15 protein-coding genes are annotated in these 15,576 nt (G+C 50.0%); 7 read left to right on the top strand and 8 right to left on the bottom strand.

Features of this window, described 5'->3' with window-relative positions; genetic code table 11:
- The 4 genes from PKH29_11020 to PKH29_11005 form a co-directional block, all read left to right on the top strand.
- On the top strand, positions 1-219 hold a 219-nt coding region (locus PKH29_11020), incomplete at its 5' end, for an NAD(P)H-dependent oxidoreductase (GenBank protein HNX15367.1).
- Positions 216-563: an inorganic pyrophosphatase gene (locus tag PKH29_11015; GenBank protein HNX15366.1), complete on the top strand. Its 348-nt coding sequence runs from the start codon at positions 216-218 to the stop codon at positions 561-563. The genes PKH29_11020 and PKH29_11015, both read left to right, overlap by 4 nt.
- A gap of 173 nt (positions 564-736) precedes the next feature.
- Complete coding sequence (locus tag PKH29_11010; protein ID HNX15365.1) at positions 737-1,222, top strand: sigma-70 family RNA polymerase sigma factor; 486 nt, start codon at positions 737-739, stop codon at positions 1,220-1,222.
- Entirely contained in the window at positions 1,212-2,738 is a 1,527-nt protein-coding gene (locus tag PKH29_11005) for a hypothetical protein (GenBank protein HNX15364.1), read from the top strand. The genes PKH29_11010 and PKH29_11005 overlap by 11 nt, the downstream gene beginning before the upstream one ends.
- Before the next feature lie 50 nt (positions 2,739-2,788).
- Here the strand turns inward: PKH29_11005 and PKH29_11000 are convergent, their stop codons facing one another.
- The 7 genes from PKH29_11000 to PKH29_10970 form a co-directional block, all read right to left on the bottom strand.
- Positions 2,789-3,493 carry an endonuclease/exonuclease/phosphatase family protein gene (locus PKH29_11000; GenBank protein ID HNX15363.1) on the bottom strand — a complete coding sequence of 235 codons (705 nt, stop codon included), beginning with the start codon at positions 3,491-3,493 and terminating at the stop codon, positions 2,789-2,791.
- Positions 3,494-3,531: 38 nt separating this feature from the next.
- The gene (gdhA, locus tag PKH29_10995; GenBank protein ID HNX15362.1) at positions 3,532-4,884 is read right to left on the bottom strand and encodes an NADP-specific glutamate dehydrogenase; all 1,353 of its coding nucleotides are present in this window, start codon (positions 4,882-4,884) and stop codon (positions 3,532-3,534) included.
- A gap of 118 nt (positions 4,885-5,002) precedes the next feature.
- The gene (locus PKH29_10990; GenBank protein ID HNX15361.1) at positions 5,003-5,533 is read right to left on the bottom strand and encodes a biotin transporter BioY; all 531 of its coding nucleotides are present in this window, start codon (positions 5,531-5,533) and stop codon (positions 5,003-5,005) included.
- 15 nt (positions 5,534-5,548) lie between these two features.
- Positions 5,549-6,835 carry an alpha-L-fucosidase gene (locus PKH29_10985; GenBank protein HNX15360.1) on the bottom strand — a complete coding sequence of 429 codons (1,287 nt, stop codon included), beginning with the start codon at positions 6,833-6,835 and terminating at the stop codon, positions 5,549-5,551.
- Between the two features lie 108 nt (positions 6,836-6,943).
- Positions 6,944-9,619, bottom strand: a complete 2,676-nt coding sequence (locus PKH29_10980) for a glycoside hydrolase family 38 C-terminal domain-containing protein (protein ID HNX15359.1) — start codon at positions 9,617-9,619, stop codon at positions 6,944-6,946.
- Between the two features lie 43 nt (positions 9,620-9,662).
- Positions 9,663-10,604, bottom strand: a complete 942-nt coding sequence (mltG, locus tag PKH29_10975) for an endolytic transglycosylase MltG (protein HNX15358.1) — start codon at positions 10,602-10,604, stop codon at positions 9,663-9,665.
- Positions 10,601-11,329, bottom strand: coding sequence for a sulfotransferase (locus tag PKH29_10970; protein HNX15357.1), 729 nt, complete (start codon positions 11,327-11,329; stop codon positions 10,601-10,603). The genes mltG and PKH29_10970 overlap by 4 nt, the downstream gene beginning before the upstream one ends.
- A 230-nt stretch (positions 11,330-11,559) precedes the next feature.
- Between PKH29_10970 and cysC the strand changes: the two genes are divergently transcribed.
- From cysC to PKH29_10955, 3 genes are all read left to right on the top strand, one after another.
- Entirely contained in the window at positions 11,560-12,141 is a 582-nt protein-coding gene (cysC, locus tag PKH29_10965) for an adenylyl-sulfate kinase (protein HNX15356.1), read from the top strand.
- Positions 12,142-12,154: 13 nt separating this feature from the next.
- Positions 12,155-13,036: a sulfate adenylyltransferase subunit CysD gene (cysD, locus tag PKH29_10960; GenBank protein ID HNX15355.1), complete on the top strand. Its 882-nt coding sequence runs from the start codon at positions 12,155-12,157 to the stop codon at positions 13,034-13,036.
- Positions 13,037-13,140: 104 nt separating this feature from the next.
- Entirely contained in the window at positions 13,141-14,928 is a 1,788-nt protein-coding gene (locus tag PKH29_10955; GenBank protein ID HNX15354.1) for a GTP-binding protein, read from the top strand.
- Positions 14,929-14,949: 21 nt separating this feature from the next.
- Here the strand turns inward: PKH29_10955 and PKH29_10950 are convergent, their stop codons facing one another.
- Positions 14,950-15,288, bottom strand: a complete 339-nt coding sequence (locus PKH29_10950; protein HNX15353.1) for a hypothetical protein — start codon at positions 15,286-15,288, stop codon at positions 14,950-14,952.
- Between the last annotated feature and the right edge of the window lie 288 nt (positions 15,289-15,576).

Genomic DNA, 15,576 nt, shown 5'->3' with positions numbered 1-15,576 from the left:
GCGTCGCTCGGCATGGGCGGTACGGTCACGGCTCAGGATCACCTCGTGACACTCATCAGTTTTTTGGATATGGACGTGATGAATGACCCGCGCCTGACGATTCCGAGAGTGTCCAAGCAGGCGGATGAAAACGGCAATTTGAAGCTGACCGACAGCGCGCCGTTTTTAAAGGAACAGGCCGACGCGTTTCTGGCATTCATCGAGAAGCGTTTGAAATGAATAACGCAGAGTTTTGGGCGGCGCTTGACACGTTGGTCGGGCAGTCGGAGATTGTGATCGACCGTCCAAAAGGCTCGGCGCACCCGCGCTATCTCGATTTTATCTATCCGGTCGATTACGGCTATCTGAAAAATACTTTTTCGATGGACGGCGGCGGGATTGACGTCTGGGTCGGCACCGATCCGGCGCGTAAAATTGATGCCGTCATGTGCATCGTCGATTTGATGAAACGCGACAGCGAGATCAAGATTCTGATCGGCTGCAATGAGGAAGAAAAAGCGCTTGTCTATCAAACCCACAACGAAAGCGAATTCATGAAGGGTGTTTTGGTTCGGAGAGATTAAGTATTCACCCGTAAACTGTTATCTGTCCGAGATTCTTCGACTTGCGCTCAGAATGACAATTTTGTTATACCACTGAGCCGCCATTTGGCGGCTTTTTTTATAAAAAATCCCTCCCGGTGAAAAATACTCCAATCCTGAGTTGTATTATGGGTGAAAGGAGTTGATGAGACAACATGCATTCAAATGAGCTCATTGAATGCGTCAGACAGGCGGTCATCCGGTATTCCGACAATCTGCGGCGGCTTGCGTTTACTTATGTCAAATCCGTACACAGCGCCGAGGACATCGTGCAGGACGTCTTTTTGACCTATCTGCAAAAGGCACCCGAATTCGAAAGCGCTGAGCACGAAAAGGCCTGGCTGCTGCGGGTGACAATCAACAAAAGCCGCAACATGCTCAAAACGGGCTGGTTTCGCAGCCGTTTTGAACTGACAGAAGAAGCCGCGTATTTACCGCCGGAGCAGAGCCAAGTACTCGAAGCCGTGATGGCGCTTGCGGAAAAATACCGGCTGCCCATTCACCTGTATTACTATGAGGGTTATTCGATTGAGGAGATCGCAAAACTACTCGACACCAACCCCGCGACGGTCGGCACCCGGCTGGCGCGCGCAAGGGGACTTTTGAAACAATCACTGGGAGGTTTTGAAGATGAAGCATAACAACTACCGCGATGCCATTCAAGCGGTGAAATTAAGCGAAGATTTCAATGATAAAACCATCGCGATGCTGGAAAGCAAAACAAAACCGGTACGGAAATTCCGGCTGAGACCCGCACTTGCCGCCTGTCTTGCCGTACTGCTGCTCGGCGGAGGGTCATCGGCTTTTGCAATCGCGGCGGAGGTGAAAGAATATAATGCCGCCTTGACATTCTTTGCCCAAAACAATCTCTCGACCGAGGGGCTTGCGCGCGGGGAGATTAAAAATGTTTACCGCGACATCACGACCGGAAAATTCGCCTACGACAAGACCGCAGAGGTGATCGAAAAGAGCGTTACCGGTTATCAAATCTCGCAAAACGCGCCGACACCGGAAGATGTTGAAGCGCTCTGGAATTATAAAAACATCAATGGCAATTACTATAACATCCCGCTGGACACCGGCGAATACAGGTATAACTATGTCCAAAAATTCGACAAATCACTCGAGATGAATGTGCCCGATAAGGTTGTATTCGGGAAATACGACGGCGATACCCTGCTCTGGAAGGCGGAACTCCCCGATTTTTCCATCAGGAATTATACCGTTTACGGAGATTATATCGTATTGTTCGGAATGAGCGAGAGCTTTTTCCGCAATGAGATATCAAGCGGCCGACTGGCTCTGCTTGATAAAAACGGGCAGGTTCTGTGGGATATCCATGCCGATAACGGTAATAATGGAGGAGAATCTTATGAAAAAGTGGTCTGTGACGACAGCGGCATCACGGTATTTGGAAATGCCCGTTTGCCAATAACCGAAACTAGTCAAAACAATGACCAAACCTCGTATTATGCGTACTCTAAAAACGTGCTTGAAGTCATCCGCTACGATTACAGCGGCAAAGTGATTCGGCACACCGAAAAAGAAGTCGGAACCTCCGGGATCATGGGCGCTGCCAAACTCGGTGACGGATATTTGGTACAGCTGTTGAGTTCTACGGATGGCCAATATCTGTTGAAAGTGGAATCCGACGGAACATTCACCGACAAGTTCACCTACAGCGCACAGGATTCGGAATATTTTATCACCGATATGTTCGACTACAACGGAAAAATCTATCTGAGCGCTTATTCGGTACCGAAACTCGGCGAAGGCGAAGAAACTGCCGGGGGCAGATATGACATCGCGGGGATTTTAAATCCGATCTTTGCAGAAGAAGATTTTGATATCTCCAATGAGGAGCTGACCAAGCGAGTGCGCGCGAACTTCACGGCGGTGCTGCTCGTTTGCGATCCCGAAACCGGCGTGCCCGGTGAGTTTTACTCGGTCGAAGGGTCAATAGGTTCCAAGTTGTCAAAGGATGAAAAGGGGCAGCTCATTTGGAAAGTCGAGCGCATCACAGATACTTTCCTCTCAATGATGACTTCGTCGTTCACCATCGGCGGCGCATGCAATGTCTATGAATACGCTTTTGATGAAACCGGAACGCTGGTCAGTCAAGTAAAAACAGAGGAGGTTACTCCGTTTCGGCGATAATAATCAAATATCGCAAAGAGCGGACGCAATTGCGCCCGCTCTTTTTGATGTTATATTTCGATTTCCGCCAAGTGCGGGCAATGATCGGTTGCGAGAATTTGTGGAATATCCGCACCAATGATTTTTTTTACGTTTTTAGTGAAGATATAGTCGATTTTAATACGCGGGGCATCGGACGGCCAGCTTTTTAATGTTTTATCTTTTAAAATCGTCGCAGTATCAGTGAATGCCGCGTAAATCGGAGCCAGAATCGGATCATCGGGTTCGAGGTTGAAATCACCCATCAAAACAATCGGTTCTTTTCCGGTATTGGCGAGCACGGTCGAAACGGCGTTTTTGGCTTCGGCACGGGCGAGTCCCATATGGGTTGCGAGCACCATGAAGCCGTCGAATTCGGCTTTCAAGAGACAGCGGGTCTCGTAATATTTATCCTCGTCCTTCACCGGCGGATCGGGGATAAGAATCGTTTGAACGGATTTGAACGGGAGTTTGGAGAGAATGGCGTTGCCGTAATCGCCGCCGTCCGGGAATGTGATCGCCCGTGCGAAATAATAATTCGGCCAGCCGAGCAGTTTCGCGATCCGCTCGGTTTGATGAAAATATTCGGGATCGTCTCCGCTGTCGCGCACTTCGTTGAGTGTGACGACATCGGGATCGAATTTCCGAATCACGTCTGCGACCATCCCAAGGTCGATACCGCCCTTGAGATGGCGCAGCCCGTGCTGGATGTTATAAGTCATTAACTTGAATCTCATGCGCGATGAACTGCCTCTTTTGCTGTTAGATAAGATAATTAAATGATTCCCTGTGCAATCATTGCATCGGCGACTTTTTCAAAACCCGCGATGTTGGCGCCGGCGACCAGGTTGCCCTTCATGCCATATTTTTCGGCGGCCTGATAGGCGTTATGGAAAATCGATACCATGATGCCGTGCAGCTTTTCGTCCACTTCTTCGAAAGTCCAGGACAGGCGAATGCTGTTTTGGCTCATTTCAAGTCCGGAGACTGCGACGCCGCCGGCATTGGCTGCTTTGGCGGGCGCAAACAGGACACCGTTCTTTAGGAACAATTCGATTGCTTCGGGCGTGCTGGGCATATTGGCGCCCTCGGCCACGGCGATAACGCCGTTCTTGATCAATGTTTTGGCGCTGTCCTCATCGATTTCGTTTTGTGTCGCGGAGGGCAGTGCGATATCGCATGCTACAGACCAAATCCCGTTGCAGCCGTCGACATATTTAGCCGTCGGAACCTGTTTTACATATTCCGAAATACGCTCGCGCTTATCCTCTTTCAGAGCGCGGATGATCTCGAATTGAATACCGTTCGGGTCATAGATATATCCGTTGGAATCGGACATCGCTACGACTTTTCCGCCCAGTTGATTAGTCTTCTGCAAAGCGTAAAGGGCAACGTTGCCAGAGCCGGAAACGACCACATTTTTGCCTTTAAACGACTCTTTTTTCATAACTTTCAACATTTCGGCGGTCAGATAGCACAGGCCGTAACCTGTGGCTTCTTTGCGCGCGAGCGAGCCGCCGTAGGAAAGTCCTTTGCCTGTCAAAACGCCGGTGAATTCGTTTCTGAGCTTTTTATACTGTCCGAACAAGAAACCGATTTCTCTGCCGCCCACACCGATATCGCCGGCCGGAACGTCACAGTCCGCACCGATATGTTTACTGAGTTCCGTCATAAACGACTGGCAGAACCGCATGATTTCGCCGTCGGATTTGCCCTTGGGGTCGAAATCAGAGCCGCCTTTGCCGCCGCCCATCGGAAGCCCGGTTAAGCTGTTTTTGAGTATTTGCTCAAAACCGAGAAATTTAATAATGCTTGCGCACACGGAGGGATGCAGCCGCAGACCGCCTTTATACGGTCCGATTGCTGAATTGAACTGTACGCGATAACCGCGATTGACGTTGACTTTACCGTCGTCGCCGACCCAGGTCACCCGGAATTGGATAAAGCGCTCGGGTTCGGTAATGCGCTCGATGATTCCGAATTTTTCAAGCTCCGGTTTTGCGGTTACCACCGGTTCCAATGATTCTAAAACTTCTTTGACTGCCTGTAGAAATTCGGCTTCTCCCGCATTGCGGCGGCACACATCTGCGTACACCTTAGTAAGATACGGACTCTTGATTTCCGGCATGAGCAATTCCCCCAAAAAAAGTATGTCCGCATTATACACCACATTTTTTTAAAATGCAAGAAAAAAACAAAATATTCTTAAATGGTGTATTTTTATTCAGAATCGTTCGTTATTACAGTTATTTGATTGTTTTTATCAAAGCTGCTTTTACGCCAAACGCAGCCGCCGCTTTGACGATATCAAACGGAATAAACGGAAATACGCAGACAGCCAGAGCAGCCGTAAATCCAGTACCGGTCACTTTGCAAAACCAGAGCGTCCCAAATCCGTAACAGAGCAGGAGCGCAGCGACAGCGCCGAGCCAGTAGCCATACCAGCGGTTTTTAAACAGTTTCAAAAATCCAGAAACCGCAAGTGCCATCACCGGATAGGCCATTAAATAGCCGCCGGTCGCGCCCAAAAGCACGCCGACACCCGCGCCGAAGCCTGAGTAAACCGGTATGCCGATTGCTCCGATTAAAATATATACGAGTACGGAAGCAGTTGCCGAAAAGGGCGGCAGTATGGCCGCAGTCATAAAGACGCCGAGCAGCGCCATGGTGATCGGCACCTGCCCGATCGGGATAGTGATGATGGCAAGAATGCATAAAATTGCGGCGAACAGGCCGCATAAGATGACTTTTCCGAGTTTCGTCCGGGGCAATATCATGATGCAGGTAATCTCCTAAGCGAAGATTTTCAAATCTTTTAAAAAGATCTCGCCGCGTGCCGCAGTGATTGTAATGCGGAATTTGTCTTTGGGTTGGGTGCAGTTTACACAACGGCTGTCGGAAAAAGCGCAGATTTTTCGGTTGCCGATGCAGGTCCCGTCATAGAAATTGCGGTATTTGCCGTCCCAACACTCATCGGTAATGATGAAACTGCCGACGCGCTGGCCTTTTGAGATGTCCTCGGAAAGGACAAAATATTTAGGGCGCAGCGGTTCTTTGTAAGCGATATCGATTTGCAACTGCGTTTTATCCGGGTTTAAAAAGATGTATTCGATCTTTGCTTTGCCGGTGACATCGCTGCCGAATTCCATTTTAATCCGGTCACCGAGTTCTTTTAGACGGGCGATATCACGCGGGTCAAATCTGCCGGTCGGCATCGGTGGGATATTGAGATTTAAACAGGCGTTCGAACCGACCGAAGAGAGGTAGATCTCAAACAACTTTTCGAGTGAATGAGGTTCCTCATATGAGTGATAAAACCAACCCTTGCGGATTGAGGTATCGATTTCTGCGCCGGCGAAGACGAGCTTCTTGCTGTATAAAATCGTTTCAAGTCCACCAAGGTCTTGAATCTCGCTGCGTAAATAATCCAACGTCCCGGGGATGGCCGAATCTCCGGTCGGAGTTGTTTGCTCGCGGTCGCAGAGTTCATACGGGACGATCGCCCACTCGGCATGACGGCCTTTTCCGGCCTCGTTGCCGCAGTAACGCACATCGGGCCCGCGGTCATTGAAGATCACGGCGTTCGGTTGGTATTTGCGGATTATCTTAATAAATCCCTCGAAATCATATTCCTGTTTTTTGCCGTTAAGGCCTTCCCCGCACGCGCCGTCGAACCAGACCTCAAAGATGTCACCGTAACCGGTCAATAATTCAATCAGCTGGGCTTTGTAAAAATCGTTATAAGCCGGGGTGCCATAGAACGGGCAGTTGCGATCCCACGGAGAAAGATAGAAGCCGAATTTGATGCCGCCTCGCTTGCAGGCATCGGCGGCCTCCCTGACGATATCGCCTTTCCCGCCTTTGAACGGGCTGCTCTTCATGCTGTGCAGGGTAGTACTGGTTTGCCACAGGCAAAATCCGTCATGGTGCTTGGCAGTCAGAATCAGCCCTTTCATCCCGGCGGCCTTGACAGCTTCGACCCAGCTGTCGCAGTCAAGGTCGGTCGGATTGAAAATCGCCGGGTCTTCGTCGCCGTGACCCCATTCGAGATCGGTGTAGGTATTCGGCGAGAAATGCACAAAAGCATAAAAACCGGTGTTGAACCATGCAAGCTGCCGTGCGGTCGGCTTGATATTGGCGGCCTAGTCCAAAAAACCTTTAATGGTTTTATTCATGTGAATACCTTCTTAAAACATGAATTCCACTGTCTTGATTTCGTGCGGTTTGAGCGACAGTAAAACTCTTCCGTCTTTGACGGTCAGCGCACTCTTCACATTCCCCGGGAAATCCGTCTCGGCGGCTTTTACAACCGGTTTGGCCAGCGAGAAAACGGCTTTGTCGGTCTGTTCTCCCGGGTTGAATATGCGAAGTACGCCGCAGTTTTCTGGTTTAAGCTGTAACGCCGAAACCACGCTGTTTGCGCTGTCAAGCGCAAAGAAGGATTGTTCGGATTTCAAATTACCTGTATGGCAGCCGGTTTCGAAAGTGCGCAATCCCGATTTATACGCAATGCTGTTTTGCAAGGCGTTTTCGGGGGTAAGGGCGCTTGAGAAAGCTGCGGCGTATTCGAAAGTCATCTCGGTCTGCATTTGACCCATCGTAGCTTTCGGCTGCGCGACCTCGTTCGGGAACGCGCGGAACAGCGTCAGCGCGACGGTGCGGTCGGACTCGGCAACCTCGACTTCATAAAGGCCCTTGGTATAAAGCGCGAAGGCGTTTTTACCGTCTTTGATAAAGACCGTACCTTGTGTCGGGTTGACGTTGGTCTCGATCTCGCCGGATTTGTCGTTGTTTGCCTTTTTCACATCCCACTTCTGCATGTCAAAAGGCGTTTGGGTATAAAATTCTTTGCTGTCAAATCCTGTCGGGAACAGCACCCGCAGGCGGTGATCTTCGATATCGTTTTCAACTGTAGTCTTGAACGAGATGGTCTCCGCGCCTTTTAAAATTGTAACGGTCGTACGCAGTTCGAACGTCTTTCGGTCACAGGCACGAGTTTTATCGGTCGGATTATAGCTTTCGGGCAGTTCGAGTTTGTGGGTAAGTTCCAGCACTGCGGCAAACGGTCCGTCGGAGAGTACGGCAAAACCTGAGCAGCTGCCGAAAGTCGAAAACTCCGAATCGCCGGTCGGCTTGACATAGTTCCAACCGTCGCCGACGTCGCCGCAGTCCTCGAAAGTCAGCAGGTTTTGATAAATCTTTCCGGTCTTTTTATCGGTCACTTTGAGCCCGCCGTTTTCGAACGCGACGATCAGCACGCCGTTGTCCCAACTATTGCGGGTAATTCGCATCGTGCCGCCGTACCGCGAGGCGTCGGGCTTTTCGGAATTATACTGTCCGTCTTTGGGCATTTCGTAATGGTAGTATTTGACTGAGAGCGTGGTATAACCGCCCGCCGGAATGCTCAGGGAAGCGACGACCGTGACTTTTTCTTTTTCCTCAAAATTGATCAGTTTATGAATGGGGGCGACGGGCACCGGATAGGTGCCGCCAACCAAGAAAATTTGATAAGGAATTTCGGCTCCGTTTGCATCGAAAAGTTTAAAGTTTTTATAATTACCCTTCGGCAAGACCAGCGTGAAAACCGTAACTCCCGAAGTAGGATTTTGTGCGGGGTTGAAGACCGTGAAGAAGGTCTCACCCGGCAGCGACGAAGTGTTGATATTTTCGGCGATCTGTTCGAGCGCATCAGTCGTGGTGCGTTCGCCGATGCGAAGCACCTGCTTGAAACGGTTGACGTTGTCCTCGTGAACATCGGAAATTGAACAGCCGCAGATTGAGTCATGGGGGTGGTTTTGCAAAAGGATTTTCCACGCCTGTTTAAAAAAGCCGGAGCGCGGCAGCGAGTGGCGGATGTAAAAGTCCGTGCGCGGGCTGTCGATCATTGAAGCCGCAAAGTCAAACGGTTCCGCCCATGCGGTCAGCAGGTTTTCGCAGGCGGAATTCATCTGCTTTAAATGCGCCATTGAGGACAGCACGTTCTTGAGTACGATATTGTTAAGACCCTTTTGCCCGATATGATAGAGCGGGCCCGTGATCTTTTGCAGTTTGGGGTTTTCGGCTTTAAAACTATTTTCGAACTCTCCGAATGAAGTATGGATGAACTCGTAATCCGGGAAATGCTCGTTGAGCTTTTTCAAAATTTCCGGCAGGCGCGGTTCGGTGTCGATATGGTCGCACCCGTCCATCATCAGATAACTGGAACAAGTGGCGGCTTTATCAGAGCGGTCGAGCATCGCCCTTGTGCGTTCAAATAACTCGTTATTCTCATATTCCCTGCCCTCGAACGGCCAGCGGATTGAGAAATAGAAATTGCTGTAGGTGCGGTCGATATCAAGCTTGAATGCGGTAATCTCGCTGCCGTCTGCGCCTATCCAGGTAAAAGCGTCTTTCGGGAAATCACCGATGCCGCGATAAACCACAGCAGACTCGAAACCGAAGCCCTTTAAAAGCTGCGGGAATTGGGCGTTGTGGCCGAAGATGTCGATGACATAACCGGTCTTCATCGGCTCGGCATTGTATTCTTTACAAATGTCATTGCCCTTTTGCAGATTGCGCACCAGCGACTCGCCTGAGATCAAAAATTCGTCAGGCATGACATACCACGGGCCGATGATCAACTTTCCCGCATCGATCAATTTTTGCATGCGATCTCTGTTCTCGGGACGGATCTCCAAATAGTCCTCGAGCACAATGGTCTGGCCGTCGGTGTGAAACACTTTGTAGTCGGGATTTTGTTCCAAGACCTCGAGCAGCTCATCGAACATGCGCACGAGCCGGAACCGATAACCTTGAAAAGTCTCATACCACTCTCTGTCCCAATGCGTATGGGAGATAACAAAACACTTTTTCTTGTCGGCCATAAAAATTCCCCTTTAATTTACTTGTTTTACAGAAAAAGCCGGCTCAGATCCCCAAGTCGGCAAGATTCTTTTGGTGCTGTTCAAAGGTCTCGGCATAGGCGTAAACGCCATCCTTATTGGCTGCGAAATAGAGATCATCGGTATCGAGCGGATCGAGCGCCGCTTTGATGGCATTCATACCCGGGCTGCAGATCGGACCCGCGGGCAGCGCGGAGCATTTATAGGTATTGTAAAATTCGTTATAGCGGTTGATATCGCCGGTGATAAACGGTTTGATTTCGTATTCAACATAGTTGATCGTGACGTCGCATTGCAATTTCATACCGGAGGAAAGGCGGTTATGTAATACCGACGAGACATGGCGCATCTCGCTCTTGACACCGCATTCTTTTTCAATAATCGAGGCGATGGTCAGAATCCGGTCAACGGTATAGCCCGAGTCGACCGCCTGTCTGCGCATTTCATCGGTCCACTTGGCTTCGGCGTTACGTAAAAACCGGCCGATCGCGTCTTCGGGTTTCATACCGAAATAAAACTCGTAGGTGTCGGGAAACAGATAGCCCTCGAGCAGGAAGCAGCGGTGTTCGTTCAGCGGAATCGCATCCACAAGCGGATAATACGTGTAGTCGTAAGAAGAGGCGGTCTTCCAGAGCTTGCTTGCTTTGCAGACGCCGTTTTCCTCAAGCAGTTTGAAAACGTCCGCCATCGTCATGCCCTCGGTAACGGTCACATAGACTGTGGTCGAACGGGAAGAGGCAGCTTGTGATGAAACTTCGGAAGAAGCAATCAAAGATGCTTGTGAGGACGGCTCCACCGAACTTGCCCCGAAACTGTCTGTTGCTTTCGATGAGGTCTCCCTAGGCGTTGTGACAGACGGTGCGGAAGACGGATCATTGATTAAAAATCGAATCTGCTCACAGCCGAGAGCTGTAAGACACATGCTGAGCAAAAGAAAAATGACAAATGCTGATTTTTGCTGTTTCATACGCCTTTCTCAAGTTCATAACCGCATTCAAGCATGTCCTCACGGAAAAAATCAAACATGTGTACGTCGTCATCATGCAAATAACGCCCGACCGAATCGGTTCTCATCGGAATTTTAATCAGTTTTACACCGAGAAAACGTTCCATGCGGCAAATGGTCTCTGCCTGCTCAAAGATCATATCCTCAAACCGGATCGAAATGGTGTTTTGCGGCTTCGGGGTCGCACGAACCAGCTCGCGCTGATAGAACCAACTGATGGCACGGTTTCGGCGGATGTTGTCGGTTTTGTCGTATTGGATTCCGAAATCGTTGAGATCGTCGGTCAGGTGGCTTCCCAAAATGCAGTCGCGCGGGTCGCGCACCCAGTGGATATATTTGATGTCAGGAAACATCTTGATAATCCAGGGATAGACCAAAGTTGTCTCAGGTATTTTCCAACCCTTATTGGGATTATCGCTGGCAAAGACCGATTTCAGATAATTAGAGATCAGACGCTTAAATTCATCGGTCGGCTCCATGGCCGTGACCTTGGAAAAATCCCATTTCAAACCGCCCTCGAAACGGACGTATTTAGCCATCTCACGGCAGGCATTATACATATCTTCCGGCGGAAGCAAGTCTCCCGAGACGTTGAGCGGTTCGCCCATAAAAACACCGCTCTGCGAGAGCGTGTGCGAGATAGCCCGCGTACCCGAATGACCTCTGCCGATCACTGTAACCATCATAATTGATGTTGTATCCTTTCACAGGTTGACTTTTCTGTAAACGGAGCCGGAAATCAAAGCCGGCTCCCACTCGACATTTTACAACACGAAGTGTGTTTTTGCAAGTTATAGTGAAGTCACTTGAAAATAAAATATGAATAAGCGGTAAGTGGCTTCACTTGTTGACTAATTCATGATAAAGCTTTAAAATAAAACAAGTCACTTTCGAAGGGCGAAAGGGTGGTCTTACAGTGAGTGAAAACGTGGTTTGGCAGAAGCGGCTGACCGGCGAACCCGACAGAATCAAGGCGAACGGGCACAAAGGCGCGGTCGTCTGGTTTACGGGGCTCTCGGGCAGCGGCAAATCCACCGTCGCGTCACTGGTTGAAAAGCGATTGGTCGACGAAGGGTTATGCGCCTATTTGCTCGACGGAGACAATCTGCGTCATGGACTCTGCGGCGATCTCGGCTTTTCCGATGCCGACCGAGACGAAAATATTCGTCGTGCAGCAGAAGTTGCGGCACTGTTTGAAGATGCCGGAGTGATTGCGCTTGTCAGCGCCATCTCGCCGTTTGTTAAAATGCGGGATTTTGCCAAGAGCCGCTGCAAGCAATTTTTGCTCGTATATGTGAATACAAGCATCGAGGACTGCGAAAAACGCGACCCGAAAGGACTATATGCCAAAGCAAGGCGCGGCGAGCTCACCGGTTTTACGGGCATCGACTCCCCTTATGAAATTCCCGAAAAACCAGATTTGATACTCGATACCGAAAGAATGAGTGTTGAGGATTGCGCCGAAAAAGTGCTTGAACTTATTCGAAAAACAATTTAGGAGATCATTTTTCATGGACCATCTTGACCGGCTCGAAGCAAAGAGCATTCACATCATCCGGGAGGCCTACAGCCAATTTAAGTCGTTATGTATGTTATGGTCGATCGGAAAAGACAGCACAGTGCTGTTGTGTCTCGCGCGCAAGGCGTTTTACGGACACGTCCCTTTCCCGCTCGTCCACATCGACACCCATTATAAAATCCCCGAGATGATAACTTATCGCGATCGGCTTGCGTTATCATGGAATCTCGATATGATCTACGGTGAAAATGCTGTAGCGCTGGCATCGAAACATACCTTCCCGGACGGCAACTGCACCCGCATCGAATGCTGCAAAGCCCTTAAAACCGAGGCGCTTGCGCACACCCTCGCGGGCGATTGGCCGCGTTACCGGATGAACCATAAACTTGGAAAATACGAAATCGACGGCAACACCGAGCCGTACACCGGCGTGATTGTCGGGGTCAGAGCCGATGAAGAGGGCAGCCGATCAAAGGAGCGCTATTTTTCCCCGCGTGACAAGCACAACGACTGGGACATCGGCGATCAACCGCCGGAGTTCTGGGGACAATATAAAACCGATTTTAAACCGGGTACGCATATTCGGGTTCACCCGCTGCTGGATTGGACCGAGTTAAACATTTGGGAATATATCCGCCGCGAAAACGTGCCGGTGGTTTCGCTCTATTTCGATCAGGGTGAAGGGAAGCGTTATCGTTCGCTAGGATGCTGGCCCTGCACCAAACCGGTGGAGTCTACGGCGAAAAACCTCGACGAGATTATCGACGAACTCAAAACAGGAAAGTTCGCCAACATCGCAGAGCGCAGCGGGCGCGAACAGGACAAGGAAGACGGCGGCGGCCTCGAAGAACTGCGCAAAGACGGATATATGTGATAAATTCCGAGGAATTTATCACACTGAAAAAGGCACCTCTTAAAAGTAATACTCTCTTTATGAATGTCCGCCTTTTTCTTATATTATTTTAAATGGAGCTTTTTATGTCAAAAGACGAACTTATGAATATTGTCATCGTCGGGCACGTCGACCACGGCAAAAGCACCGTAATCGGCCGCCTGCTCGCCGACACCGGCTCGCTGCCCGAGGGCAAACTGGAACAGATCAAAGAGATGTGCCGCCGCAACGCAAAGCCGTTTGAATACGCGTTTTTACTCGACGCGCTCAAGGACGAGCGTTCGCAGGGCATCACGATCGACACGGCGCGCTGCTTTTTCAATACCGAAAAGCGCAAGTACATCGTCATCGACGCGCCAGGGCACATCGAATTTTTGAAAAATATGATCACGGGAGCATCGAGAGCCGACGCCGCGCTGCTCGTCATCGACGCCGCCGAGGGGGTTCAGGAGAACTCCCGCCGACACGGTTATATGCTTTCGATGCTCGGTATCCGTCAGGTTTGCGTACTCATTAATAAAATGGACCTTGTCAATTACGACCGTACGGTCTTTGAACAGGTCAAACAGGAATACGGCGAATTTTTGGCTCAGATCGGTATCACGCCCGCAGGTTATATCCCCGTCAGCGGCATGCAGGGCGATAATATCGCTCTGTCGGGCAAGCAAAATATGCTTTGGTATGAAGGGTCTACCGTATTGGAGACACTCGATCAGTTCATCGCGTCTGCGCCGCCGCTCTCACTGCCGTTCCGCATGCCGGTGCAGGATGTCTATAAATTCACCGGCGAAGGTGATGACCGTCGCATTATCGCGGGTACCGTTGAGACCGGAAAGCTCACTGCGGGCGATGAATTGGTCTTTTACCCGAGCGGTAAAAAGACGACCGTCAAACGCATCGAGTCGATGAGACCCGACGAGGAAAACGGCATCGCCGAAGCAGGATTTGCTACCGGATTTACGATGAACGAGCAGGTCTATATCCGCCGGGGTGAGCTCTGCACCAGAGCCGACGAACCCGCGCCGCTTGTCGGCAACCTCTTGAAAGTCAATATCTTTTGGCTGGGAAATGCGCCGATGATAGACGGTAAATCCTATTACCTCAAAACCGGTTCGGCGAAAGTCGAATGCCGCCTCGAGGAGATTTTAAGCGTCATGGACGCCTCGACGCTGCAGCGAAATAAAAAAGACCGCGTCGACAAATACGACGTCGCCGAGTGCATCCTCTCGACCGACCGGCTCGTCGCGTTCGACAATGTGGGAGAATTGGCGGTCACAGGCCGTTTTGTCATCGTCGACGATTATGAAATTTCGGGCGGAGGTATCTTTACCGACACCGTTCAAAGCCGCCATCTGGGCACCAAACGTAAGCTCGAACTGCGCGATATCAAGTGGGAAAAGAGCGCGGTGAGCATCGAAGAACGCCGGCAGCGTTTCGGGCAAAAACCGGCTATCGTTTTGATCACGGGTGCGGAACATACCGATAAAAAGCATCCTGCAAAGGCGCTTGAAAAATCCCTGTTCGACAGCGGAAAGAATGCCTATTATCTCGGCATCGGCAGCGTTTTGTACGGCATGAACGCCGACCTTGATCCGCAAAACCGCGAAAAACGCGGTTCCGAGCACATCCGCCGTCTCGCCGAGACCGCCAATATTTTGACAGACGCGGGATTGATTTTGGTCGTGACCGCCACAGAGCTCAGCGAATACGATGTCGAGACCATTCAATTGGTTTGTTCAGGAAAGCCGGTGCTCACGGTATGGCTGGGGGACCCGCGCAACACCGATTTGATCTGTGATATGGCGCTGGACGAACACAGCACGAAGATCAGCGAAAAGATCACCGAGAAACTCAATGCCGAAAATATCATCTAGATTAATAAAAAAGCGAGGATATCATCCCCGCTTTTTTGCGTTCATATAAAATAATCGAATTCCGTCAATGATCTGCCGCTTGAATTCGATTAATTTTTTGATACAATCGATCTCGGCTTCACCGGGGTCATTGAAATGTGTGTCTCCGCCGCCGCAGCAAGTATTATCGAATTCCTTGCCCGAAGACGTCTTTTTCACTCCGAAAAATTCATCTTCACTTTTTCCGCATTTCGGAGCACAGGTAAAGATATGACAACGCATGCAAAAAGCTAAATTGTCCGAAGCAATATCCCGTATGTTTTCTTTTACGGCAAAATCCTCAAATGCTATTGTGTTGTCAACATAAGGACGGACGCTCAAATAGCCCTCTCTTAATTTACATAGCAAACACCCTTGCTTTTGTAAGATGCTTTCCATGTATTCACGAAAGCTCAAATAGGTGATAAATTATTCGAACGCAAGTAGGCGACGAAACTCAAGGCGAGCTTCATTTATCGCCGGAAAAAAATTCGGGAATGATCGCTTCGATTATGGGTTTGGTTTTCTTATGATCCTCGTATAATGACATAATCATTCTGCTTATTTTTAAATTATTAAGGGTCTTGACTAGAACAGCGAGGAGTAGTAAGCTGTAAACGAGGTCAAGAT

The sequence above is a fragment of the Oscillospiraceae bacterium genome (assembly GCA_035353335.1).
GTDB lineage: Bacteria > Bacillota > Clostridia > Oscillospirales > JAKOTC01 > DAOPZJ01.
Note: the sequence above shows the minus strand (reverse complement) of the source record. Positions and strands in the feature narration are given on the sequence as shown.

Coding starts and splice junctions, on each gene's coding strand:
- PKH29_11005 (HNX15364.1), top strand. CDS start 1,212: ATGAAGCATAACAACTACCGCGATGCCATTCAAGCGGTGAAATTAAGC.
- PKH29_10990 (HNX15361.1), bottom strand. CDS start 5,533: ATGATATTGCCCCGGACGAAACTCGGAAAAGTCATCTTATGCGGCCTG.
- PKH29_11015 (HNX15366.1), top strand. CDS start 216: ATGAATAACGCAGAGTTTTGGGCGGCGCTTGACACGTTGGTCGGGCAG.
- PKH29_11010 (HNX15365.1), top strand. CDS start 737: ATGCATTCAAATGAGCTCATTGAATGCGTCAGACAGGCGGTCATCCGG.
- PKH29_10980 (HNX15359.1), bottom strand. CDS start 9,619: ATGGCCGACAAGAAAAAGTGTTTTGTTATCTCCCATACGCATTGGGAC.
- PKH29_11000 (HNX15363.1), bottom strand. CDS start 3,493: ATGAGATTCAAGTTAATGACTTATAACATCCAGCACGGGCTGCGCCAT.
- cysD (HNX15355.1), top strand. CDS start 12,155: ATGGACCATCTTGACCGGCTCGAAGCAAAGAGCATTCACATCATCCGG.
- PKH29_10955 (HNX15354.1), top strand. CDS start 13,141: ATGTCAAAAGACGAACTTATGAATATTGTCATCGTCGGGCACGTCGAC.
- PKH29_10970 (HNX15357.1), bottom strand. CDS start 11,329: ATGATGGTTACAGTGATCGGCAGAGGTCATTCGGGTACGCGGGCTATC.
- mltG (HNX15358.1), bottom strand. CDS start 10,604: ATGAAACAGCAAAAATCAGCATTTGTCATTTTTCTTTTGCTCAGCATG.
- gdhA (HNX15362.1), bottom strand. CDS start 4,884: ATGCCGGAAATCAAGAGTCCGTATCTTACTAAGGTGTACGCAGATGTG.